Origin of the sequence: Achromobacter sp. ACM05 (assembly GCF_019218915.1) — a bacterium.
GTDB classification, from domain to species: domain Bacteria; phylum Pseudomonadota; class Gammaproteobacteria; order Burkholderiales; family Burkholderiaceae_B; genus Achromobacter; species Achromobacter animicus.
Map to the genome: position 1 here is coordinate 432,541 of NZ_JAHUWQ010000004.1, position 25,482 is coordinate 458,022.

The window sequence follows — 25,482 nt, forward strand, 5'->3', positions numbered from 1 at the left end:
TCAGCTCATCCGGAACCGGAACTCGCGGTTCTTGCCCGCGGTCACGCGGATCTTGGCGATGGCCTCACCCTGCGACATGCGGCCAAGCACCTGCTCGGCGATCTCCGGCAGCAGCGCGCCATTCAAAATGTGGTCCACATTGCGCGCGCCCGTGTCGACCTCGGTGCAGCGGGCCAGCACGGCTTCCACCAATCCGTCGTCCCAGTCGAACGCCGCGCGGTGCGTGGCCTGGACGCGGCGCGCGATGCGGCCGAGCTTCAGGCCAATGATGTGCGCCAGCGCGTCGTCGTCCACCGGGTAGTACGGAATCGTCTTCATGCGGCCCAGGAACGCCGGCTTGAACGCCTTGTACAACTGCGGCGCCAGCAGTTCCGCCAACTGCTCCGGCGACGGGCGTTCACTGGCCGGCTTGTTCAGGCAGGCCTGCATGATGGTGCTGGACCCCACGTTGGACGTCAGGATGATGAGCGTGTTGCGAAAGTCGATCTCGCGCCCTTCCGCATCGTCCATCACACCCTTGTCGAACACCTGGAAGAACAGTTCCAGCACATCGGGATGGGCCTTTTCTATCTCGTCCAGCAGCACCACGCTGTAGGGCTGGCGCCGCACCGCCTCGGTCAGCACGCCGCCCTCGCCGTAGCCGACATATCCGGGCGGCGAGCCCTTCAGTCCGGAAATGCTGTGGGCCTCCTGGTACTCGCTCATGTTGATCGTGACCAGCTTGCGCTCGCCGCCGTAAAGAATGTCGGCCAGCGCCAGCGCCGTCTCGGTCTTGCCCACGCCCGACGGGCCCACGAACAGGAACACGCCCTTGGGCTTGTCCGGATCTTCAAGCCCGGCGCGAGCCGTGCGTACACGCTGCGCGATGGCATGCAGCGCGTGGTCCTGGCCGATGACGCGCTCGGCCAGCATGGGCTGCAATTGCAGCACGGTGCGGATCTCGTCGTTCACCATGCGGCCCAGCGGAATGCCGGTCCAGGCGGAAATAATCTCCGCCACGATCTGGGCGTCCACGCAGGCGGGCACCAGCGGCTGCTCGCCCTGCAAGGCGCGCAGCTCGTCCATCAGCCCGGCCAGGCGCTGCTGCTCGGGCGTAAGCGGCGCGGGCGCCGGCTTGCGGCGTCCGGCGGCCGGCGCGGCGGATGGCGCAGCAGCCGCATCCCCGCTCGTCCCCTCCTGCCCCTGGGCTTCCAGTTCGGCGCGCAAGGCCTGGATCCTGTCGACCAGCGCCATCTCGGCCACGTGACGCCCTTCCGCGTCGGCCAGCGCCGCTTCCACGCTGGCGATCTCCGCGTCCAGTTCCGCCAGCCGCGCCTGCGGCGCCCCCGTGGCGGCCTCGCGGCGCAGGGCCTCCCGTTCGGTGCGCAGCCGCGTCAGGCGATGGCGCGCATCGTCGATCAGCGCCGGCGTGGCGCTGCGGCCCAGCGCCACGCGCGCGCAGGCGGTGTCGAGCACGCTGACGGCCTTGTCCGGCAACTGACGGCCCGTGATGTAGCGATGCGACAGCCGCGCGGCCGCAACAATGGCCTCGTCCAGGACGCGCACGCCGAAGTGGCGTTCCATCAGCGGCGCCATGCCACGCAGCATCGACGCCGCCAGCGCTTCGTCCGGCTCCTCGACCTTGACGACCTGGAAGCGCCGCGCCAGCGCGGCGTCCTTCTCGAAGTACTTCTTGTATTCGCTCCAGGTCGTGGCGGCGATGGTGCGCAGCTCGCCCCGCGCCAGGGCGGGCTTGAGCAGATTGGCGGCATCGTTCTGCCCCGCCTGCCCGCCCGCGCCGATCATCGTGTGCGCCTCATCAATGAAAAGAATGATGGGCGACGGGCTCTTCTTGACCTCGTCGATCACGTTCTTCAGGCGGTTTTCGAACTCGCCCTTGACGCTGGCCCCGGCTTGCAGCAGGCCCATGTCCAGCACGCGCAACGTGACGCCGGCCAAGGCGGGCGGCACGTCGTCCGCGACAATGCGCAGCGCCAGCCCCTCGACCACCGCAGTCTTGCCCACGCCCGCCTCGCCGGTCAGGATTGGATTGTTCTGCCGCCGGCGCGTCAGGATGTCGATCATCTGGCGGATCTCGGCATCCCGCCCGATGACCGGATCGATCTTGCCTTCCCGCGCACGCTCGGTGAGATTGGTCGTGTACTGGTCCAGCGCGGGCGTCTGCGACAAGCCCGGCGCGGGCTGCCCGGGCGCTTCTTGCCCACCCGCGTCATCGGCCAAGCCCACCGCCTGCCCCGTCTCCTCCGACCCTTGCGTCAGGGCGGCGAAATCGTGCTTCAGTTCGTCCAGCCGGAACGATTCGAACAGCGGCGAGCCCCGGCGCGCCAGCTGCGCCAGATCGGGCTCGGTCAGCAGCGCCAGCAGCAGATGCCCGGAACGGATCCGCGTGGTCTGCGTATCCAGCGACGCGATCAGCCACGCGTGTTCGAACAGCTTGGGCAGATGCGCCGAAAACACGGGCGTACGCGTGTTGCCATTCTTGAACCGGTCGATCTCCGCCTTCAGATCGGCTTCCAGCGCATCAGCCTGGATGTGGCAACGCCTTGCAATGATGCTCACGTCGCTGGCCGGCTTTTCCAGCAGCGCCAGGAACAGATGCTCGAGATCCACCTCATAGTGGCCCTGTGCCATGCACAGGCTGGCCGCGCGCTCGGCGGCCTGGCGGCAGGTCTGATTCAACTTCCCGATCAACGTCTTCAGCGGAGTGGCCATGTGTCTTTAGCTTGTCTTCGGTTCAATGGATGGTGTGCAGTTCATAACTGGCGTCGTCGCGGTCCTCAGTGGCCGGGCCGGTGCACAGGAACGAATTCCAGCCCAGGCGCACGTCACCGCCCTCGCCGAGCTGGCAGGGCATGACGCTCTCGCGCGCCAGCACCAGCCGCACCTCGTACTCGAAGGTCATGCCGCCGAACATCGTCAACAGCTTTTCCAGCGCCTGCGCGCGCTCGCCACCCGGCAGGAAATCGGCGAAGGCCTGGCGCGGCAGCGGTCCGATCCACAACCGTATGCGCAGGTCGCGCTGCCAGATGCGATCGCCCGCCAGGGCGGACACGCCCAGTACCGCGCCCGGCTGTCCCAATCGGGTACGGTTCTGCGGCGGCACGTCATACCAGCGCCCCACGAACTGCTCCACGCGCAGGGGCACGCCGAAGTAGTCCTGCAACACGCGCTGCAGCATCGGCGCCGAAACAGGCCGCTGGCGCGCGGCCGCCGCGTAATGCGCCACGGACTCGTCGAACACTTTGCCCGCGCCGCTGTGCAGCCGGTCGCGTAGCGCCGGATGACCGATCCCGCCCAGCGCCAGCAACAGCGGCAGAAAGTGATGGTCCTGTTCGGTTTCGTGCCGCAGCGGCATGCGGTACTTCTTCCACGCGGCGTAGAACAGCGCCGCCGCCCGGTTCGAGAAAATATCGAAAAAGGCGCGCGCGCCGCGGTCGCGCCGCAGGCTCTCCCGGTTTGCCAGCATCTCGGAATAATGCAGCGGCAGCGCCCCCTGCCCGCCCAGCAGACCAAAGAACGCCGGCGTCACTTCCACACGGCCCAACCGTCCCTCGGCAATGGCAGCCTGGCGCGCCGCCTCGTCGGCCAACGCCTCGCCGTCCTTGTCATACGCCACCGCATCGACGACTTCGCTGGGCGGGAACGCCAGCCCGGGGGCATTGGGAAAGCGCAGGTGCACGGGAACCGTATGGCGCGTCGCGCCGCGTTCCTGCCGCGCGAAGCACTGCTCGAGCAGACGTACGGCCTGGAAAAACTTGAAGCGCTGCGGCTCTGCCAGCAGCGCGTCCATCACGCTAGGATGGCGTCGCCGTTGCATGGGGGGCATCGTAGTAATTCCTCTGCGCCGCGGCGCGACAACACAACCAATTGCACAAAGCTGTTGGCGTGCACGTACAGGCCAAAGAAGCGGTTGATGACGGCAACGAAGGTATGCAGGCTCGTGCCCACGAAGTGATCTTCATTGACGGTCAGGCGGATCTCGATCCCGCGCACGAATGTGGCGAAAGGTTCGCCCGGCATCCAGTGCGTGGCCGGTTTGTAGTCCAGGCCGATCAGTCCTTCGATCTGACGCGCGGCGACCGCCGACCCGGACAGGTCGTAAAGGCGCAGCGTTTCCTTCAAGGCGGGCAGGCCGCTCTGCACGAGGGACAGGTGATTCAGCGCCAGATGCGAAATCAACCGCCAGTGGGCGGCGCGCCCCTGCTGGAAACGGTGCGAATGCGTCGGCCGGCGCAGCATCCGGATGCTGCGCGCCACCGTGCCGCCTTCCAGGAACAGGTCGCCGCCCGACTGGCCCACCGCGATGCTCGCCGGCAGGTCGCGATTGGTGCACGTCAGGTCCAGGCTCAGGGTTTCGGTCTGCGGCACCGAGGGATCGAAATCGATGTCGACGATGGAAATCTCGGTCTCGTACCCCGGGCTGCGTTGCGCCATCGACGCATCGCGCCGCATGGTCCAGTAGTGGCCGGCAGACTCCGGCGATTCGCCGTGATGCAGCGAGTAGAACGGCCGGAAGTCCACCACCGTATCGTTCTGGGCGTTCTGCCGCACCTGACGCACGCGATCGATGGAATAGACCTCGTATCCGTACGCGCGACGCGCATCGGCCACCACCGGATACGACGCCGCGGCGTGCGTCACGCGGATCGGATCGGCGCGCTGCGCAAACAGGTTCACCACCGGCGTGCAGCCCAGCCGCAGGTTGTCCGCCGATGTCGATTCGAGCAGCCGCGCCGTGTTGGAATCGGCGCGCACCCCGCTGACCGGCACGTGCAGCGTAAATTGCCGCACGGCGCCCAGATGGGGACGCAGCGCGCTCAGGTCGATATCGACGAAATTGAATTTTTCGGCGAACACGAAGTATTCGGCCAGCAGGCGGTACGCCGGGTGCGAGCTGGCGGGAAAGTCGATCAGCGCATCTTCCTCGGCCAGCCCGACCTGCGCCAGCGGAATCGTGGCCAGGCGGTCCCACCGTCCCGGCTGCAGTTCGACATAGGCCGCAGCCGCGCGCAGGAACAGGGCGTCGCGCAGCGCCGCCACGAACGACGGTTCGCCGTGCAGATAGACACGCAGCCGGTCGACGCCCGGCATGCCGAAGTGCTGGTTCTCGCCCAGGCAGCCCAGCGTAATGGAGAAGCGGCCCGTGACGCCGGCCGGCAGCTTGGCCGTGGCCGGCGCATTGGCGCTGGACTCGAACGCCGCGCGCCGGACCTCGATGGGGGCCAGCGTGACGTCATAGGCGGTGCGGAAGCGGCACGCCACCCCGCGTACCGGATGGGATTTCAGCTCGGTGCCTCGCCCGATGCGCACGGGTGCGGTCAATTGCGCGCCCGCGCCGCCCAAGTCGAACTGCGCCACGCTGCACGAAGGAAACGGCCGCAGGTAATGCGGATACATCACCTCGAACAGCGCTTCGGTGAATTCGGGGTAATCATCGTCCAGCTTCTTGTTGATGCGCGCGCTCAACAAAGCGAACGACTCGATCATGCGTTCGACGTGCGGATCCTCGCAGGTCTCGCCCGACAGCCCCAGCCGCGCGGCGATCTTCGGATAACGCTCGGCAAAGTCGCGCGACGAAGTGCGCAAGAAGCCAAGTTCGCGCTCGTAATAGGGCAGCAATTCTTCCATTGATGTCTTCCTGTCCGGCGCGCCAGGGCACCTGCACCGCGGGTTGATGCGCTAGACCGTGGCCGGGCTTTTGGCCCAACCCTTGGTCACGGAGTACTGCAAGGTCGAGGGCTGCAGCGTGGCGTCGAAGGTCACGGGCTCGTGGGCGGGCCCCACATCCAGCATGGCCGTGATCGCGAAATACAGCACCGACGTCGCCCGGCTGTCGACCTGCAGCATGACCCGCACGTGCGTCAGCCGGGGCTCGTGGCGCGCAATCGCCTGTTCGAGCGAACGGCAGATGAACTCGCGGTCGTAGTGGCTGGCCAGGCTGAGTCCCGAAAAGTCCGACAGCCCGTACGTCAGCACGGAACGCCGGCAGTTCGGGTACCGCCGCAGGTCCTCCTCGGTGAACACCATGCGGGTGTTCAGCAGCGCCTCGATGTCGCGCGCCACCGTCTCTTTCATCTCCTCGATCGACAAGCGCCGCAAGGCATAGGGCGACTGGCCCTCTGCTTCGAACAGCTTGTCGAAGAGACTCGGTTCGAATCCTTTCATCGGGGCCTCAAAAGAAGGACGGCGACCCTCTCGGGCCGCGGTCTTCGTGCCTGCCCGGCGGAGATCAGACCGAGTAGGTCTTGTCGTTCTTGGTCAGGCTCCAGGCGCCCTGGGCGTTGCCGCCCTGATTGCCGCCCACCTTCTGCTGCGTGTACTTCCACTGCACGGCGGCGTACTTCAGCGAGAACGTTTCGTGCGGCAGGCCTTCGGCCACGACTTCCGGCGCCACGCGGGCAATGATCACGTACTTGAGCTTGATCTCCAGGTACTTGACGCGGTTGCCCTCGCCGTCGGCGCGCAGGAAGTCGATGGTCACTTCGTCAAAGGTGGTGCCGCCCGACGCGTGCTGATACAGCAGCGGGCTGACAACGTCCAGATCCTTGGTGAAGACCATTTCGCCGTGTTCGGTGCGCTCGGCGGTATGGCCGCCCGAGGTCGATGCGGTGGCCGAACGCGGCTGGATGATCTCGTGGCGCCACGAACTGACTTCGATCCAGTCCGGATGGTCCTTGTCCTGCGACTCGCCCTTGAGCGCCGGATTGCCGAACTTGACGTAGATGTCCTTCATTGTTGATAGCCTCTTCAGATGATGGATGAGTTGTCAGTGCAATGACGCTCAGGATTTCTGGGCCTGCGCCGGCAATTCGGCGACCAGGCGCAACGAGATCGAGAGTTCGTCAAGCTGGAAATGCGGCCGCAGGAACGCCACGGCACGGAAGACGCCAGGGCGGCCAGGCACCTCGGCCACTTGCACCGATGCTTCGCGCAGCGGGAACTGCGCCTTTTGTTCCTGCGTCGCGTTGTCGTCCAGCAGCACGTACTGCGATACCCAGCGATTCAGGAAACTCTCTACGGACTGCGCCGATGCGAAGCTGCCGATCTTGTCGCGCATCATCGCCTTCAGGTAGTGCGCCACGCGCGATACTGAGAAGATGTATTGCAGCTGCGCCGACAACACCGCGTTGGCGTTGGCGCTGTCCGTGTTGTACTTCTTGGCCTTCTGCACCGATTGGGCGCCAAAGAAGGCGGCGTAATCCGAGTTCTTGCAATGCACCAGCGGGATCAGGCCCTGATCGCTCAGTTCCTTTTCGCGCCGGTCGGTGATGGCGATCTCGGTCGGGCACTTGAGTGCGATTTCGCCGTCGTCCGTCTTGAACGTATGCGTGGGCAGGTTCTCGACCAGGCCGCCGCCTTCGACGCCGCGGATCGCCGCGCACCAGCCGAAGTCCGCAAATGCCGCCGTCAAGCGAGCGCCGAAGGCCCACGCGGCGTTGCACCAGAGGTACTTGGAATGGTCGGTGCCGTCCACGTCCTCGACGAAGTTGAAGCCTTCGACCGTGGTGCCTTCCACCGGGTCATACGGCAGACGGCCCAGAAAGCGCGGCATTGTCAGGCCGACGTAGCGCGAATCTTCCGAATCGCGGAAGCTGCGCCATTTGGTGTATTCGACGGTATCGAACACCTTGGCCAGATCGCGCGGGCGACCCAGATCGGCAAAGCTGTCCAACCCCAGCAGCTCCGGCGACGCCGACGCGATGAACGGCGCGTGCGACGCGGCCGCCACGTGCGACATCTGCTCGATGAAATACATGTCCTCGGGCTGGCGCGTGATCTCGAAATTGCCCAGCAGCGCCCCGAACGGCGCACCGCCGAACGTGCCGAATTCCTCTTCGTACACCTTCTTGAACATCAGGCTCTGATCGAAGTCGATCGCGGTCTGGAAATCGCGAACCAGGTCGCGCTTGGTGGTGTTCAGCACCTTGATCTTCAGCATCGGGCTGGTGTCGGTCTCCTGGCACAGGTAGTGCAGGCCGCGCCAGGTGCTCTCCAGCTTCTGGAACTCGGGCGCGTGCATCACTTCGCTGAGCTGGGCCGAGATCAGGCGGTCGAGCTCGGCGACGCGCGCGTCCAGCATGGCCGACAGATTGTCGGACACGACGACGGTGCCCTTCATCACCTCACGCACCAGCTCGCCGATGATGTCTTTGGCGCGGTCGTGCTCGGCGGTGGATTTGGCGACGCGGCTTTGCTCGACGATCTGGTCCAGCAGCCCGCTTTGCGCTTCGGTGGCGGTGGCGGCGGTGTTTTGTGCGGCGGCGGAATTACTCATTGCGGCCTCCCTTGTCGGTCTCGCTGGTGAGCTGTTGCAGCTTTTCGGTGCTGGTCAGCACTTCGCCCAGCAGGTCTTCCAGCTTGTCGTTGCCGGCAAGCTTGTTGCGCAGATCGGCCAGCTTGGTGCGGATGTCCAGCAGCTCGCGCAGCGGATCCACCTGCTGCACGACGGCTTCCGGACGGAAGTCCTCGATCGAGCGGAATTTCATGTCGACGCCGAACGTCCCGCCTTCATCAGTCAGGCGGTTCTTCACGCGATACGCCGCGCGGGGCTCCAGCCCCCGCATCACGTCGTCGAAGTTGTCGACGTCGATGTTGACGAACTTGCGGTCCTTCAGACGGGGCAGCTCGGCCTCGGACTGCGCAGAGAAGTCGCCCACCACGCCGACCACGAAGGGAAGCTCCTTCTGTTCGATGGCGTCGCCCTTCTCCACGTCATACGTGAGCTGAACGCGCGGCGGACGGACTTTCTGCAATCGTTTCTGAACGCTTTCTTTCTTGGCCATGGACGGCTCCGTGCAAAGGATCTTGTCTGTCGATCGGGGAGACGCCGCCAGGGCGGCGCCCCAAGGCGAATCATTTGGTCAGCAGGTCGCCGAACGGATTCGGCGCGCGATTGGGCTGCTGGGCAGGCGGGCTGGCGGGTTGTTGCGAAGACGGGGACCCGGCTGGGGATGCAGCAGGCGATCCTGCGGCAGGCGATCCTGCGGCAGGCGACCCCGCAGCGGGCAGCGCCGCTGCCGGTTTGACTGCAGGTGCCGGATCCACCTTGCGCGGTTGGCGCGGCCGGGGCGGCGGGCGGCGTCCCTCGGGGAACAGGACGTCCTGGCCCAGCGTTTCACGCATCGCCTCGGCCAGCGCGACGGCGTCCGGGCGGGCATTGCCGGCCAGCAGCGCGTCGGCGCGCACATCGGCCAGGGACTGCATGGCCACGCGCAGGCCACCGACGGCGCGCACCGTCTTGGCCACGAAGTCATCCGGATCGCGGCTCAACGTTTCGTCGGCGGCCACGATCGCCTGCCCGTACTTCTGCTGGTCGAAGCGGATCTTTGCAATGTAGGACCAGGGTTCGCCCTTGGACGGATTGCGCTGCGCGATCTCTTCAAATTGCGCGACCGCCTGGTCAGCGTCTTTCTGCGCCAACGTCTTTTCGGCGTCGGCCAGGGACTGCTTGTACTCGGCTTCGGACTGCGGCTTGACCGACACACAGCCGGTCATCAATGCAACGACACCTGCGATGACAACGAGGCGGAAGAAGGGCATTTTTTAAGCACCTAGCAAGGTTGTAACCAGGGGCCGTATTTCATCAACCTTTTGTTAGTGCAGCGCTACAGCACGTTTCTTCATGTTACTTGCGTCGAATTTGCACGTATCGTGCCGTGATCTGTATTGCTTCACACACTTCCGGTATAAAGAGCCATGTCCAAACATATCCGTTTATCACGTTTGTTCACGGGGTTGTCGTGTGCGCTCGCGAGCACCGTCCTTACTGGATGTGCAGCCGTTTCGGCCATCGGCGCGGTGGCCGGTTTGACGGGCAATGCGATGGAGATGGCGGGCCTGAAAAAGCCCGAAAACGCGCCTGTGGAAGTGAACCTGGCGATTCACGCCGGAGAAAATTTGAATGCCGGCGCCGGCCAGGCGATGGCGGTCGTTACAAAAATATACTACCTGAAGAATCCTGAGCCATTCCAGCGTGCGCCGCTCACGCAATTGATAGACACTGCCGGGGAAAAGGCAGCGCTGGGGGAATCAATGCTGGGTTCGCGCGAGCTCACACTCACGCCGGGACAGCGTTACGAAACCGTCGAAAAAGTCCCCAAGCAAGCCGATTACATCGCTGTCGCCGGGCTGTTTTATGCACCCGCGCCCATGCGTTGGAAGTACGTATTCAAAGTCGAGGATGTGGAAGACGACGGCATCGTGCTGGGCGCGCATGCCTGCGCGCTGACGGTGGCCAAGGGCCGCCCCACGTTGCCTGCGGGCGTACCCGCCTACGATCCGTCACGCCTGTCCGGCGTGCAGTGTCCAGGCTGACGCATCAAAGCCGCCCGCCGTTCACATCCTTCAATTCTTAAAGCAATAGAGAAACCAGGAAAGACGAAACAGGGAGCGCGTATTTTGAGTTACTCCGCCAAAGTCCTTTGGGGCGAAGGTCTGTTCCTCCGGCCGCAGCATTTCCAGCGGCAGGATGCGTATCACGAAGATCGGCTGGCCGAAATGGCCCGCGCGTTGCACCCCTATGCATGGGGTCTGCGCTCTGCGCGTTTCGATGCCTCGGCGCTCGCCAACGGCATGCTGCGCGCCACCGAAATGAGCGCCGTGTTTCCGGACGGCGAACTCTACAGCGCGCCACATGGCGATGAACTTCCACCGCCTGTCGCGTTGACCGCGCTGGATGGCGTGACAGAAGCCGTGTTCTATCTGGCGATCCATCCTTTGAAGGCAATCGGCGGCAACTACCGCGACGCCCAGACGTCGGGCAGCTTCGATTCCCGCTACACGCACAGCAATACCCCCGCCCCCGATCTCTATACCGGCGCGGCCTCCGCCGAGCTCGCATTCCTGCGCAAGGACGTGCGCCTGATCTCCGAATTCGAACCGCGTGACGAACTGCTGGCAATTCCCGTGGCGCGCGTGCGGCGCACGGCCAACGCCAGCTATGAACTGGACACGACCTTCATTGCGCCCAGCCTGTCGCTGACCGCCTCCAGCGCCCTGCACGAGCTGCTCCGGCGGCTGCTCGACGCCTTGCAGGCCAAGGTCAACGCGCTCTACGGTTTTCATCGCGAACCCAGCAAGAACATCATCGAGTTCCGCTCCGGCGACGTCGCCTCGTTCTGGCTGCTGCACACCGCAAACGAGGCCTACGCCACGCTGTCGCACCTGTTCCATCACCCGCAACTGCATCCCGAGCGCCTGTTTCAGGAACTGGCGCGGCTGGCGGGCGCGTTGATGACCTTTTCCAAGGTGCACACGCTGGCGGATCTTCCCGTGTATCGCCACGATGCGCCCGGACCGGCGTTCGCCCGCATGGACGAGATCCTGCGCGACCTGCTCGAAACGGTGATCTCGACCCGGTACTTCTCGATCGTGCTCGAAGAGTTGCGTCCCTCGTTCCACATGGGCCGTCTCGATTCCGAAAAGCTGGACGAGACCACCTCGCTGTATCTGGCGGTGCAGGCCGCGATGCCCGCCGCCGAACTGGCCGATAGCGTGCCCATGCGCTTCAAGGTGGGCGCGCCTGAAGACGTGGACAAGCTGGTGCTGTCCGCCATGCCGGGCGTGCCGCTTTCCTATACGCCGCAGGTGCCGCCCGCCGTGCCCGTCAAGCCGGGCGCTGTCTATTTCGCGTTGCAGACGCGCGGTTCGTTGTATGACCGCATGCTGCAGGCGCGAAGCATTGCCATCTATGCCCCCGCCGGGATTCCCGAACTGAAGCTGGATCTGATCGCAGTGACTCGCTGACAGGAACGACACCGCCATGACTGCTGACGCCCCCTCCCTGATGCCTGGCGCAACGCTGCCGCCGCACGCGGCGGCCTTTCACGCTAGCCGTCCCGCCAGGTCGTTGCTGGATCTGATGTACGACGGCTTCCTGATGCTTTTTTTGCTCAAGAGCGGCCAGGAGCCCGCCGACGCGGCCGCCTTCTCCGCCCACGTGCAGCAGTTCCTGGCGGACTACGAGCGCGCCGCCAAGAAAATGGATATTCCCGCCGAGGACGTGTACGCGACCAAGTACGCGTTTTGTGCCGCCGTGGACGAGACCGTGCTCAATTCCGGCTTTGCGATCCGCGACGCCTGGATGCTTCAGCCGCTGCAGCTTGCGCTCTTTGGCGAGCAACTGGCGGGCGAGAACTTCTTCGCCCGGCTAGAAGATCTGCGCGCGCAGGGCGCCCCGCGCCTGCAATCGCTGGAGATCTATTACATGTGCCTGCTGCTGGGCTTCCAGGGCAAGTACCTGATCGAAGGCCAGGAAAAGCTGGGGTATCTGACGGCGCGCCTGGGCGACGAGATCGCCCTGTTGCGCGGCAAGCGCACCGGTTTCGCGCCGCACTGGCCGCTGCCCGACAAGGTGGCGCACACGCTCAAGCGCGACGTGCCGCTGTGGTCGATCATGGCGTTGTTCGCATTGCTGGGCCTGCTCGCCTTCCTGGGCATGGGCCACTTCCTGAACACCGAAATGCAGACCGCGATGGCGCCCTATCACGACATCGTCAAGCTGGGTCCGCGTGCCGCGCACCTGACGATTTCGCTGCCCTAGCGGCGGCACGCAAGACCCGGGCGGGCCACGCATGAGAGGGCCCGTCCCTTCCGGCCCACCCGCGCGCCTCTGGCTCCGCCAAACGAATACCGCCCAGCCCTATGAACGCCTCGCCTTCCAACGCCCCGGCCTATTCCACGCTGAACATCGCCACCCTGTCGCAACAAGCCCGCTTGCTGCGCCTGACCTCCGCGCTTGATGCGGAACTGGTCATCGAGCACATGAGCCTGTCCGAGGGCGTCTCGCGGCTGTTCTCGATGACGCTCGACTGCCTGGCGGCCAGCGCGGAACTGGACGTGGCGGCCTTGCTGGGCAAGGAGATCACCGTCAGCCTGCTGCAGGCCGATGGCACGATGCGGCACTGGCACGCGGTAGTCGAAGGCGCCGACGCGCTGGGCGCCGATGGCGGCCTGGCCCGTTACCGCCTGCACGCCGCGCCGTGGATGGCGGCGCTCGCGCTGCGCCGCGACAGCTTCATCTATCAGGACCTGTCGGTGCAGGACATCGTCAGCGAGGTGTTTTCGGATTATCCCCAGGCCGCGTTCGCCTTCGAACTCACCGAAGCGCTGCGGCCCCGTGCGATCTGCACCCAGTACCGCGAATCGGACCTGGCGTTCGTGGAGCGCATTCTGGCGCAGGCCGGCCTGTGCTACCGGTTCGAGCACCAGCAGGATGATGGCGTAAGCGCCGGCGGCGGCGCACGCCACCGCGTGGTGATCTTCGATGCGGATGCGGCGCGTCCGGAAGACCCGTCGTCACCCCTGCGCTTTCACCGCAGCGACGCCACGGAAACCAGCGACAGCATCACACGCTTTTCCGCCGCGCAATCCGTGCGTCCGGGCAGCGTGGCGCGCGCGGCGTGGAACGAGCGCTCGTTGACCGCGCATGCCGCGCAGTTGCAGTCGCAGGTGGTCGTCGAGGCGCTGCCCGTGCTGGAAGACTATGACTACGCGGGCCACGGCCAGTACGCCGACGACGATGCCGCCGAACAGAGCGCGGCGCGTGCGATGCGCGCGCACGAGTCGCGGCTGGTGCGCTTCGAGGGCGCCGGCACGGCCCGCTCGCTTGCGCCGGGCCGGGTGTTCGCGCTGAGCCAGCATGACCGTTATGCGCAGGGCGGCGGCAAAGAGGCCATCGATGAGCTTGCCGGGAACCGGTACGTGCTGCTCGACGTCACGCACGAAGCGACCAACAACCTGGGCGGGCAAGCCGCGCAAGTCCTGAACACGCCGGACATGGAGCGCGGCACCTATCGCAACCGCTTCCGCGCGCAGCCGGAGGCGGCAGCGCTCATGCCGGCCTGGCGCCCCCGCCCCACGGCGCCCGAGAGCCTGGCCGCCGTGGTCGTCAGCGCGGCCGACGCGCCCATCACGTCCGACCGCGACCTGCGCGTGAAGGTGCAGTTTCCGTGGCAACGCGGCGAGAAGCCGTTGACGGGCGGCCTGCCGCATCGCTCCCATGGCGACGCCAGCGGCAACGCGCCCGGCGACGACCGGTCCGGCACCTGGCTGCGCGTGGCCAGCGCGCAGGCCGGGCCGAACTGGGGGGCTCATCATCTACCGCGTGGCGGCACCGAAGTCATCGTCGAGTTCATCGACGGCGATATCGATCAGCCTGTCGTGGCGGGCCAGCTATACAACGACGCGGATCTGCCGCCCTGGTCCGCGGGAGAGAACGGCGACGCCAACCACGCGGGCGTGCTCAGCGGCTGGCATAGCCAGGGACTGGACGGCGCCGGCCGCAACCAGTGGGTCTTCGACGACACCAAGGGCAAGCTGCGCACGCGCCTGGCAAGTTCCACCGCCGCCACGCAACTGGGCCTGGGCTATCTGGTGGAACAGGGTTTGGACGATGCCAGCCGCGGCCAATGGCGCGGCACGGGCTTCGAACTGCGCACGGACGCCTGGGCCGTGCTGCGCTCGGGCCAGGGCCTGCTGGTGTCGGCCACGGCACGCGAGCAGGGCAAGTCGACACAGGCCGATATCAACGAAGCGCTGCTGTTGCTGCGCGGCGCGCAGGACGCCTCGCGCCGGCTCAACGACAGTGCGGGCCAGCACCAGGCGCGGCCCCTGGCGGCCGCCGAGGGCTATGACGATCTCATCAAGGCCCTGGACCCCGAGCAGGACGGCCGCTACGCCCGCCAGGTCAATGGCCAGGCGGCAGGCAAGGCGATCAACGGCCAACGCATGGCCGAGGCCGACATCGAACGCATCGACGGGCCGCACCTGCTGGTCGACGCGCCGAACTCGCTGAACCTTGCCACGCCGGCCAGCGCCGTGCTGCATGCGGGCGAACACCTGCATGCCACCGCGCAGTCCGATGCCCATGTCGCGGCCACGCAGACGTATGCAGCCGTCTCGGCCAAGTCCGCCAGCGTCTTCGCGCAACAGGGCCCGCTGCGCGCCATCTCGGCGCAGGCGCCCGTCTCCCTGCACGCCCACACCGACATCCTGGAAGCGCTGGCCGGGCAGGACATCACCGTGACCTCGTCGGCCGAAGGGATCGAGATCCTCGGCAACCAGCGCGTCACGTTGCAGGCCGCCGGCGGCAGCGTCACGCTCGATGGCGCGGACATCGTGTTCAAGGGGCCCGGCCTGTTCTCGGTCAAGGGCGCCACGCACAACTTCGTCGGCCCCGGCAGCGACGCCGCCAGCCTGCCGGCCCTGCCCAGCACGACGGTAGATGATCCGCTCATCGTCAGCGCGGAACTGGTGCACAAGGACGGCGTGTTCGCCACCGCCGCCAAGAAGGCCGGTACGAGCCTGATGGCGGGCTTTGGCGGCGCGGCGGGTGCTGCGGGCGCGGGTGGTGGCCTGGGCGGATTGGGCGATATGGTGCCGAGCGGCTTGAGCGACCTGGGCAAGACCGCTGCGGGTGCAGCCGGCAAACTGTCGCAACTGGCCGGCCAGGCCAATGCGCTGGCCGGCATGGCAAAGAATCCGATGAGCGCGCTGTCAGCCGCCCCCGGGCTGCTGGGCAACGCCAGCCCTGCCGTCGGCGGCCTGCTGAATACGGCGAAGAACACCATGGGTATGGTGTCGCAGGCGCAGGCCATGGTTGCCAACCCCATGTCGGCGCTGCCGGCAGCCAAGGGATTGCTGGGTAGCGTGGCGCCCGGCGCGGGCGGCCTGATCGACGGCGCCGCTTCTGCTGCGGGCGCGGTTTCCAAGGCGGCTGAACTCGTCAAGAACCCCATGTCCGCCCTGCCGGCGGCCACCGACATGCTGGCTTCCGTCGCACCCGAAGGCGCGTCGAAGATGATCAGCAGCGCCGCCGGATTGGCGGGGATCGGCAGCGGCGCTGGCGGAGCGGGCGCCGGCGTGGCGGGGGGATTGGGTGCTGGTGCTGGTGCTGGTGCTGGTGCTGGTGCTGGTGCTGGTGCTGGTGCTGGTGCTGGTGCTGGTGCTGGTGCTGGTGCTGGTGCTGGTGCGGCTGTTGGCACGGCGGGTGAAGCGGCTGGTCCAGCGTCCGCCGCCCCTGCCAGCGAGGCAAAAGCGGCCGGAACGCAAGGCGCACAAGGCAGCGCAACTGCCGCGCAGGCGTCGCAACCCGCTGCGGCATCGCCCGCCACCAACAGCTCGGCCACGACGGCGGACGCCGCTGCGTCGCCTGCATCGGCGCCGAACTCCGCACAGGCTTCCGCCGAGGCTTCAGCGCCTGCCTCTGCTTCGGCATCGGGTCCCGCTTTGGCATCGGATTCGGCTCCGGCAACGGCATCCGCATCCGCACAGACAGCAGCATCGGCGTCGTCATCGACTTCACCATCAGCGGCTGAATCGGCCGCATCTGCGCCGAATGTCACGTCTGCAGCCGCTGACGCGCCCTCCGCAGCGCCGACAGCGTCCGCCAACGCAACGCCAACGCAATCCGCGACTACACCAGCCACTGCCTCGAGTTCCGGCGCGGCGGCAGGCAACGCAACTGCCGCGGCAAACGCTTCCGCCCTTTCTGCCACGGGCGCGGCGGCAGGCGTAGCCGCCAACGCCCTGCCGGCCGAGGCCGGCGCGGGGCTGGCTGCCAGCACTGTCGGCGCCGGCACGGTCGCAGGCCTGACCGCTGGCCCGGCGGACGTGAATCCGTCCGCGGCGGCAATGAACGCCGGCGCGCAATTCGCGAGTCCCGCGCTTGATATCCAAGGCGCGGGCTCGGCGGCAGAGCTGCCGCTCGCAGCGGTGGCCCCGTCTAATGGCGCAAGCATCGCGACGCAAACCATCGAGCGTTCGCCAGCAGCGATCGCCGGCGCAGGTCTCCCGACCGGCGTGACAGATGCAGGCATTGCAGCGACTACGCCAGCGGGAACGTCAGCAGCATTCGCGGGCGCGGGTCTCGCGAGCGACGCCGCGGGTGCGAGCGCAACAGCAAGGCCCATTCTGGATGCAATGGGCGCAGCGGCTGGCGCGACGATGGCCGCAGGCGTTGCCGCCGGCACGGTTGGCGGCAAGGTCCAAGCCTCGCGCGAACCCGAGCCAAGCGCAAGTGGCGCGCGTGCAGCCACGGACGCCCCGGGTTCGGAAACGGCCGCTCCGTTTGCCGCCACGGCCGCAGCGAATTCGGCGAGTCCGGCGGACTCCGCTTACGCCGCAGACATCAAGCGCTCCGTCCGGCCAGAGGACGCCGTCTCTCGCTTCGACGCCCAGCCGTCCCTGCTCGCGGGCTTGGCCAACGCCGCGTCTTCGGGCGCCAGCCAAACCAGCGCACCGATCGCGTCCGCTGGCATGCTGGCGACATTGGCCCACGCGATGTCGGCACAAGCGTCGTCGCAAGCCGACAGCGAAGGCGTCAGCCGCCGTGCCGATGAAGCCCACACCGCCGATGAACCGCGCAGCGCCGCGACCGGCTCCGCTGCCTCCATTGAGAACCCCGACCAGTACGGAACGCCGACAAAAGGCGAGGCAACGCCCGCCGCGCACGATCGGCATTCCGAATCGAAGACAGCCGCGCTGTCCGCGCTGTCCGCGCTGGCCCTGCTTGCCGCAGGCCGTTCGGGACAGTCCAACGCGACCGCCGCGCCGTCCGCGCGCGCACAGGCAGGGGACGGCTCAGCCACGCTCCCGCACGCTTCCCACGACGCCAAGACCGGCAACGCGCAATCCGGTTCTCACCGCGACAACACGGCACGCACCACCGCGCTGCCGAATACGGCCCTGCTCGCCTCATTGGCTGCGGGCGCGGGCAGCCTGCTTGGCACAACGGCGTCGGCAGCCGGCCATGCCGGCCCGCTGGCCTCCGCATCCACGGTGGAAGGCGGCCAGCCCGGCGCTTCGGATCTTCCCTCCATGGCTTCGCCTTCCGGCAGCGCCGCGTCCGGAATATCCGCTGGCGACGCCATGACCGGAGACTTTTCGGCGGCCGTGTCCGCGCCGGCGCAAAGCGACGCCGCTGCCGCGATGCCCTCGACAGGCGCATTCGCGCAGCATGCGCCCCCCGCCTCCGCGCCTGACGCCGTCATGAGCGAAGCGACGATGCTGCCGGCAACCGATGTTTCGTCCGCCGCCGCGACGTCCCTGCCGCAAGCCTCGATGCAGACGCCGGGCTTCGTGCCGGAGGCCGGCACGGCAGGATTGCCGCAAGGCGCCGGGTTACCGCAAGGAGCGGGCTTGCCGCAAGGCGCCGGGCTGCCGCAAGGAGCGGGACTGCCGCAAAGCGCCGGGCTGCCCGATGTGCAGCCGTCGGCCGGGGCAGGCATCGCGGGGACGAGCGCCGCCGTCGGCGCGGCCTCCGGCGGCAACGCGACGGCAGGCACGGCGCCGGCCGTTGGTGCCGTCGCCGGAGCCACGGCAGCGCCGGGCGCTGAAGTGTCACCGACCGTCGGGTCTTCCTCCGCAAGCGTGACGGGAGCGCCAGGCGCAGACGGCACGATGACAGGAGCAGGTGCGGGCGCTGATGCAGCCGTTGGCGCGCCCCCAGGTCCCAGCACCCACGCAAATATCGATGCGGGCAACACAGGATCGGGCACGGATGCTGGTCCGGGCGCGAACACGGGCGCCACAGCATCCACGCCTGCCGCGACGAATGCTGACGCCGGAGCAACGGCGGACGTTGGCATGGGAGCGGGCGCGGATGCTGGCGTTGGAACAAACCCTCAAGCGGACGGCGCAGCAGGTGCTGACGTTGGTGCAGCCGCAGGCACCGGGGCAACCGCAACCGCAGGCACAAGCACCGGCACCACCATCGGAACCGGCGCAGCCGCCACCCCCACCTCCCCCCCGGGCGCCACGCCCCCCATCAACCACCCCTCCGCCACGCCGACCGCGTCGCCCACCACCACCGTCTCAGGCGCCACCGCCCCGCCTACCGCCGTCACCCCGGCCGGGAGCCCTGACGCTGTCCTCGGCAGCACGACGGCGCAGGCGGCGGGCATGTCCGACCGCGCGCCCGCCACGAGCGCCACCGATCTGTCCGCCGCGGGCGGCGCAGACGCGGTGGCGAGTGCGGGCGCTGCAACGGGCGCAGCCGCCGCTGCGGGAGGCGGCGGTTCAGGCGCGGCGGGCTTCGGCGCGCTGGCGGCGGGCGGCGGCCTTGCCGCCGTTGCGCAGCAGGCCAGCGCCGCGTCCACGGCAATGTCCGGCGCGTCCACGCTCCTGTCCGGCGGCGTCAGCGCCAGCGTCGGCGCCGCCATCGTGCCGGTCATGACGCAGGCGTTGAACGCGGCCGGCGACCGTGCCGCCGCGCTGGGGTCCGCCGTCGACACGCTGTTCACGCTGCCCGACGTCAAGCAGGCCAACATCCCCGCCGTCGCGGGCGCCATCCTCAGCATGCCGGGGTTGTCGTCCTCGTCGGTGCCCGGCGTGATCGGCGCCATCCTGCAATCGCCCACGCTGGCCACGGAAACGCTGCCGAAAGTGGCCGAGGTGCTGATGAAGATCCCGGGCGTGGCGGAATCGCCGCTGCCCCAGATCGCCCGCGATGTACTCGACACGATCGGCCTGGGACCGGTCGCACGCACGCAAGGCACCAACCTGCCTGGCGGCATGCCTCCGATGGGCGACGCCGGCCGCGTGGTGCCCAGCGCATCCACCTATCGCGGCCGTCAGGACGGCGCGCGCCTGCAATACGTGAACCTGGAACGCGCCGACGAGCGCTGGAACGACGGCAACGCGCTCACCACCACCGAGCGGCAGACCCGGCGTCCCCGCATCCACGTGGAATTCAACCGCCCGGGCGCGCACCGCTTCACCATCACCGTCAAGCCGGATACCGGAAACATCACGTACTCCAGCCGCGAACGCGGCCGCCGCGCCAGCTACCAGGAACCGCACACCAACCCGCGCAGCTACGTCACGGATGCCGACGGCACCCGCATCGTCGATGACATCGACCTGCCCGCCGCCGGTCGCAACGTCTATCTGTTCGAAGTGCGCGACGAACGCGGCCAGCTCATCAAGACTGAACGCGTCGAGACCGCCCGCCGGCTGTACGTGCAGGAAGTCATGTGCATGAGCACCCGGCCAGCCAATCATCTGGCCGACGTGACGCCCGTCACCGCGGAATTCGCGCTGCACGGCATCGACATGATCCAGCTGCCGCGCCTGCAATTCCGTGGCCGCTCGGCGGTGGACGCGGCGGACCACGTGGACTCGCAGCAGGCCATCATGGATGCCGTGCGCCGCGTGTACGCCACCTCGCCCGGCAAACAGCGCGAGCCCTACACGCTGGTGGTCTGCCACGTGGACAGGCTGGCGGCGCCCGGCACCAGCGGCGACATGCGCCTGCCCGTGCCCGCCGGACCGGGCGGCCGCGTGATGACGGTGCCCATCGTCAACGACGACCGCACGCTGGCCAGCCTCTGGTACGAGTTCGACGACAGCGACGACTGGCTCGTCCACGCCCGCTACATCTATACGGACGCGTCGGGCGCGGAACGGTCCATTCCCATCCCGCGCCACCTGATGACGCCGCTGCGCGAAAGCTCGGGCGCCGTCTTCTCCGTGAGGGTCGACCTGACCCAGATCTCGTCCACGCCCTTGAACGGCGTGCTCAACATCCAGTTCAACACGGTGGCCGCCAGCTACGCGGGTCTGGCCATCACCGGCACCAACCTGCTCTTCGTGTCCACGCTGGATCCCTACGTCCCCAACTCGCAGGCGTACCTGACGGAAACGCTGGCCCACGAAATGGGCCACCTGCTCGGCATGGTGCCCAGCGGCCCCGATTGGCCCGGCCTGCGCGACGAAGACCCGTCGGCCGACGATTCCAAGCTGGATCCGCCGCAGCACTTCTACTACAACATGGGGGGACACTGCTACTTTGGCCTGCCCAACCGCAATGGCCAGTACAGCAGCGAGATCGGACAGTGCGTGATGTACGGCATCACCTGCGCCAACATCCACTTCTGCCCCAGTTGCAGCAAGGCCGTGCGCAAGGTGGACTGCTCGGAAGGCTGGACCTCATTCTGACGACGCCCCCCCCTGATCCCCTTCGCTCTCTGACACGACATCGACATGCCCATCATGACTACCGACTGGATCGAGCCCGCCTCCTTTGCCTCGGTGCCCACGCACTCGCAGCAGGAACACGCCTGCATGCCGCCGCTGCAAGGCTACGACGCGCAGATGCGCATCGCCGCACCCTCGCGCGTGAAGATCCGCGACGGCAGCACCCTGACGATTCCCATCTGCGCGCGCGGCATCCTGCCCGTGATCGACAATCCGCAACTGCCCCGCTTCGTGGCGAAGGATACGCAAACCGGCAAGGTCTACCGCGGCGTCGCGTTCAACTACGTGCGTCCCAAGCTCCCCAACGTCTCGGTGGACCCGCGGGAAGGCGGACCGCGCCCCCCGAAGATGGCCCTGCCCCCGGGCATGACCGTGGAAACGCGCTTCACCACCGACATGGCCGGCGTGCTGCATTTGCCGGCCACGCCGGCCACGTACGAGGTCTACATCGAGGCCGAGGATGTGAAATCGAACACGGTGACGATCGAGGTCGAAGACGGCAAGAGGTGAACCTCGGCAAGAAGTGAAAGCCGGCCAGACAAATGAAGACGGCCCTGCTCTGCAGGGCCGTTTGTCCATCACCAACACGCCGCCGCTCAGGGCCGCGCAGGCGTCATCTGCCGGATGTTCTGCTCGTTGCGCGCGGCCATTGCCTCCACCTTTTCAGCGTTTTTCATATCCTTGGCGCGCTGATCCATCTCGGCCTTCGCATCGGTCTTGCCGAACACATCCTTGTCGCGCACTCGGAAATACATCCGGGTGCTGGCCAGCAGATGGTCAGGCCAACTGCTCAACATCGCGTCATGCACCAGCCAGTCGAACAGCGTCATGACCTTGGGCGGCAACTGCGTCTTGCCGTCGCGCGCATCGCGCCAGGCGGTCAGCAGACGCTGCTGCATCGCGCGATCGGCCTTCATGTCGGCAAACGGGTCCGGCAGCGACTGAACATAATCGGCGTCGCCCGGCTTTTTGCCGAGGCGCATGTTTTCCATGGCGATCGTATCCTGCTCCCACCTTTCCATGGTGCGAAGCTGCTCGGGGTGGTTGCGTTCCATGTCCTGCCGCCGCTGCTCCGTCGCCGCATCCTGGCGCTCGGCTTCTTCCAAGCCCTTGTACTCTTCTTCCAGGCGTTCCCACAGCGGCAGGAAGCGCTGCGGCGGCGCTTCGCCGCGGCTGGCATTGGCGCGCTCGCGGCGCTCGTTGGCAAGTGCTTCCAGTTCCCGCGCACGCGCCGTGGTCTCGGGCTTGGCAAGCTCCTCGCGCGAAAGCATGCTCAAACGCCTGCGCTCTTCTGCGAGCTCCTGCTCCGGCGTGAAGAAATCCCGGTCCTTGATCCACGCTTCCGCGGGGTCCGACATCCCGGCGCGAAACACGGGGTCCTGATAACGCACCGCCAGCCAGCGCAGAAAAACTTCCATGTGCGGCGCGAAATCGCAGCCGGGTTCGTATTTGACGATCTCCCGGTAGGCATCGACCAGTTCCTGGACGTGATAGGTCTGGCCTTCGTCTTCGATCGAGCCGGCCAGGCTCAGCATCCGATAGAGCACCGGATCCCGGGACGCCAGGCTTTCCATGCTGTACAACGCCGCGCCGTTAGCGAGAGCCAGGTTCATCATCTCGCGCAAAGGAACCCGGGATAGCGACGCGCGCGTGCCAAGCGAGCCCTCGGGGGCCACGCCCGTCACGTCCCCGCTCGACCCCGGATAGAGATACTGCAGGCCACGCGTCTTTTCCAGGGAATCCAGCCGCTGATTGCGGCGCAGTTCATGCGCCGCGGCGAAATGCACGGCCTTCTCGACGGCTGCGGGTATGGTCAGCGTGCGGTCCTTGTGCGTCTGTTTGATCAGGTCCGTGAACGGAATGACCTCAAGGAACCAGTTTTCTTCCATGATGGAAGCGACGCTGTCGAACAGCCCGAGGAATCGGATGACGATCTTCGCGTCCGGCGCACCGTCTTTTCCTACGATGGCCAGGTCCGTGTCATGGCGGCGCTTGTACTTCTTGACGATATCGTTGACGAATTGCTTGGCAATGACCCCGCCGCGATCCGCGCCAAACACGCAGATCTCGATACGCACGACTTTTTCGGTACCCGCGTTGGCCTTCTGATAGGCTTCCTCGAACTGACGCCTGGCCGCGTCCAGGCGCGTGTCGACACCGGTTCCCATCAGTTCGGCGACGGCGGCATTGTCCCGAACGACCGGCACGCCTTCCAGCAACGTGGCTTTCGCAGCGTTCTTTCCTGCGGTCCAGGCAACCTTAAATGGGTTTTTCTTGAAATCCGACCAGAAGCCGCGAACGGTGGCCTTTGCGCGATTGCGGATTCGCTCTGGGTCCAGGGCATTCCAGATTCTTACCGTCTTCTCAGGAAGCGACTGGACGTCTTTGACGACGTCCTTGTAGGCCTTCACCATGGGGTGGAAGGACCCATCCCTGATGGATTGCTTGACAGCCGACTTTGCGCGCCCCGCGGCATCCACATCGGGCACTTCATCAAGACGCGTGATGTTCTTTGCCGCGTCCTGCGCGCTGGAGATCGCCTTGTCGGCCACTTTCCCGCCTGCAATCGTCAGCGCGCGAACCACGACGTCAGCCTTTGCGCTCTCGTTAAGCTCGACGCCAAGGCCGGAATAGTAGAACGGAAACCAGTGCTGCTTGTTCGGCCTGCTCTCATCGTCTTCGCTGAAGTGGGCCATCCAAAGCCGGCTCACGTTCGACAGGAACGTCGGATTCGCCTCATCGATATCCTTGTTCCGCCCGAAGCCATCGAAGAAGAATCCCATACGCAACGTGAGACCGCATTCGGTGCAGGAATCCTTGGGGTAGGCAGCCTCATTGGCCGCCATGGCCTTCAGAACTGAAGCGGGAGTCCTGTCGACGTCAGGAATCTGATCACTGGACATTCTTCTCTCCAGGAGGCGTGCCGGACGCCTTGATCTGCGCAATCTTTTCGCCCGGCAGGGAAAACACGGCGCGGCCGAAGTCACCCGGCTTGCGATTTGGATCTTTCAGGAGTTTTTCGATCTCGGCATGCTTGTCGAAATCCGAGGCCACGACGAAGTAGAGATACATGTAGCCGCGCATGTCCTCGGGGTCTTCAATGCGATACCTCGTCCAGGCCTGCCTGGTGACCTTCGCAAGAACATGCTTCAACTGGGTCGCGTTTTCGTATCCGGCCAAATCGGCGCCGTACTTCCCGTACAACCAACGCGTGGTTTCCACGATCGGAATCCTGACTTGTCCCGTCAGATTGCGACTCAGCGCGAGCTCCATGTGCTCGTCAGGATAGATGTGCAATTCCAGATAAAGCGTGCCGTCGCCATCGGGCACCTTGGTGGCGGGAAAATGCACCTGTGTTTCCTTCTTGAACATCAGATCGTCGAACTTGTCGTCCAACAGATGTTTGCGAAGCAACTCAGGGTCTCCTCCGCGCCACTTCACCGTAAAGTCGGTCCCTTTGAACGTGTAGCAGCAGGAAACCCGCCCCTCGCCGCCACCCGGCACCAACGTACTGGAACTGACCACATTGCCCGACTTGTCACTGAGCCGAACCGGCTCCAGATTCCAGGGCGTGTAGTTGTACGCGATGAAGCTGACGCCCTGGTACACGGGTTCGCCATTGCACCCCGCCAACAGGCCCAGCCAAAGCAATACCCCAATCAAACCCTTACGCATTCAGTGCTCCCGAGTTGTTCCGCCATACCCACTTCCGACATTCTTATCTCCACGTGGTGCCCCCCCCGCCTTCAACTGCGCGATCTTCTCTGCCGGCAAAGACATCACCGCGTCGCCAAATGCGCCAGGCTTTCGCGCCGGGTCCTTCAAGAGGGCCGCAATCTGCGCGTCCTTGTCGACGTTCGAGGCCACGATGAAATGGAGATACATGTACGCGCGCAAGTCCTGCGCGTCTTCAAGCCGATAATTTATCCACGCCTGTCTGGTGACCCTGGCGACGTCGTTGGCCAGATAATCTGCGCTCTCGTACCCCACAAGCTCGTCCCGGTATTTCCCATACAACCAGCGAGCGGTATCGACGATTGGAATTCTGACTTGCCCGCGCAACTTGCGGCTCAAGGCAAGTTCCATGTGTTCATCCGGATAGATGTGCAACTCCAGAATCAGCGTTCCATCCCCTTCGGGCACTTTCGTGGCGGGGAAGTGCACCATCGTTTCCTTCTTGAAGAGCACATCGTCGAACTTGTCATCAAACAGGTGTTTGCGAAGCAGGTCGGGATCGCCTCCGCTCCATTTCACGTTGAATTCCGTACCGGAAAACGTATAGCAGCAAGACACACTTCCCTCGCCGCCGCCTGATGGGAGCGTGCTGGAACTTGCCGCGCGACCCGATGCATCGCTGATGCGCACGGGCTCCAGGTTCCACGGTGTGTAGTTATACGTAATGAAGCTCACCCCTTGATAAGTGGGCTCTGCGTTGCAGCCAGTCAATAGGCCAAGCCAAAGCAGTACACCGATCAAGCCCTTGCGCATTCCTTGCTCCCACCTCGT

General features: G+C 66.1%; 16 protein-coding genes. 5 read left to right on the plus strand and 11 right to left on the minus strand.

Going from position 1 to position 25,482, the window contains the following annotated elements; translation table 11 throughout:
• The 8 genes from tssH to KW836_RS24235 form a co-directional block, all read right to left on the minus strand.
• Entirely contained in the window at positions 1-2,712 is a 2,712-nt protein-coding gene (gene tssH / locus KW836_RS24200) for a type VI secretion system ATPase TssH (protein WP_218344992.1), read from the minus strand.
• Between the two features lie 22 nt (positions 2,713-2,734).
• Entirely contained in the window at positions 2,735-3,826 is a 1,092-nt protein-coding gene (gene tssG, locus KW836_RS24205) for a type VI secretion system baseplate subunit TssG (protein WP_175138886.1), read from the minus strand.
• Positions 3,790-5,628: a type VI secretion system baseplate subunit TssF gene (tssF, locus tag KW836_RS24210; protein ID WP_175123330.1), complete on the minus strand. Its 1,839-nt coding sequence runs from the start codon at positions 5,626-5,628 to the stop codon at positions 3,790-3,792. The genes tssG and tssF overlap by 37 nt, the downstream gene beginning before the upstream one ends.
• A gap of 51 nt (positions 5,629-5,679) precedes the next feature.
• Positions 5,680-6,165, minus strand: a complete 486-nt coding sequence (gene tssE, locus KW836_RS24215; RefSeq protein WP_105237423.1) for a type VI secretion system baseplate subunit TssE — start codon at positions 6,163-6,165, stop codon at positions 5,680-5,682.
• Positions 6,166-6,229: 64 nt separating this feature from the next.
• Positions 6,230-6,733, minus strand: coding sequence for an Hcp family type VI secretion system effector (locus KW836_RS24220; protein WP_105237422.1), 504 nt, complete (start codon positions 6,731-6,733; stop codon positions 6,230-6,232).
• A 48-nt stretch (positions 6,734-6,781) separates the two neighbouring features.
• Complete coding sequence (gene tssC, locus KW836_RS24225) at positions 6,782-8,275, minus strand: type VI secretion system contractile sheath large subunit (RefSeq protein ID WP_175123331.1); 1,494 nt, start codon at positions 8,273-8,275, stop codon at positions 6,782-6,784.
• On the minus strand, positions 8,268-8,783 hold the full coding sequence (tssB, locus tag KW836_RS24230; RefSeq protein ID WP_008168611.1) for a type VI secretion system contractile sheath small subunit: 516 nt from the start codon (positions 8,781-8,783) through the stop codon (positions 8,268-8,270). Before tssB ends, tssC begins: the two co-directional genes overlap by 8 nt.
• A gap of 70 nt (positions 8,784-8,853) precedes the next feature.
• Positions 8,854-9,540, minus strand: a complete 687-nt coding sequence (locus KW836_RS24235; RefSeq protein ID WP_255596190.1) for a tetratricopeptide repeat protein — start codon at positions 9,538-9,540, stop codon at positions 8,854-8,856.
• Between the two features lie 156 nt (positions 9,541-9,696).
• On the opposite strand from KW836_RS24235, the gene tssJ reads away from it, so the two are divergent.
• The 5 genes from tssJ (at position 9,697) to KW836_RS24260 (ending at position 21,486) form a co-directional block, all read left to right on the plus strand.
• Complete coding sequence (tssJ, locus tag KW836_RS24240) at positions 9,697-10,314, plus strand: type VI secretion system lipoprotein TssJ (protein ID WP_175123332.1); 618 nt, start codon at positions 9,697-9,699, stop codon at positions 10,312-10,314.
• Positions 10,315-10,398: 84 nt separating this feature from the next.
• Entirely contained in the window at positions 10,399-11,745 is a 1,347-nt protein-coding gene (gene tssK, locus KW836_RS24245; RefSeq protein WP_218344993.1) for a type VI secretion system baseplate subunit TssK, read from the plus strand.
• 16 nt (positions 11,746-11,761) lie between these two features.
• Entirely contained in the window at positions 11,762-12,541 is a 780-nt protein-coding gene (locus KW836_RS24250) for a DotU family type IV/VI secretion system protein (RefSeq protein ID WP_175123334.1), read from the plus strand.
• A 101-nt stretch (positions 12,542-12,642) separates the two neighbouring features.
• On the plus strand, positions 12,643-20,937 hold the full coding sequence (gene tssI / locus KW836_RS24255) for a type VI secretion system tip protein TssI/VgrG (RefSeq protein ID WP_218344994.1): 8,295 nt from the start codon (positions 12,643-12,645) through the stop codon (positions 20,935-20,937).
• 45 nt (positions 20,938-20,982) lie between these two features.
• Positions 20,983-21,486 carry a hypothetical protein gene (locus KW836_RS24260; protein ID WP_218344995.1) on the plus strand — a complete coding sequence of 168 codons (504 nt, stop codon included), beginning with the start codon at positions 20,983-20,985 and terminating at the stop codon, positions 21,484-21,486.
• A gap of 86 nt (positions 21,487-21,572) precedes the next feature.
• Here KW836_RS24260 and KW836_RS24265 read toward each other — a convergent pair whose 3' ends face one another.
• From KW836_RS24265 to KW836_RS24275, 3 genes are read right to left on the minus strand one after another with little or no spacing between them, the layout of a single operon-like run.
• Entirely contained in the window at positions 21,573-23,879 is a 2,307-nt protein-coding gene (locus KW836_RS24265; RefSeq protein ID WP_218344996.1) for a phospholipase effector Tle1 domain-containing protein, read from the minus strand.
• Positions 23,869-24,651, minus strand: coding sequence for a hypothetical protein (locus KW836_RS24270; protein WP_175123338.1), 783 nt, complete (start codon positions 24,649-24,651; stop codon positions 23,869-23,871). The genes KW836_RS24265 and KW836_RS24270 overlap by 11 nt, the downstream gene beginning before the upstream one ends.
• The gene (locus KW836_RS24275; protein ID WP_218344997.1) at positions 24,652-25,464 is read right to left on the minus strand and encodes a hypothetical protein; all 813 of its coding nucleotides are present in this window, start codon (positions 25,462-25,464) and stop codon (positions 24,652-24,654) included.
• Positions 25,465-25,482: the final 18 nt, after the last annotated feature.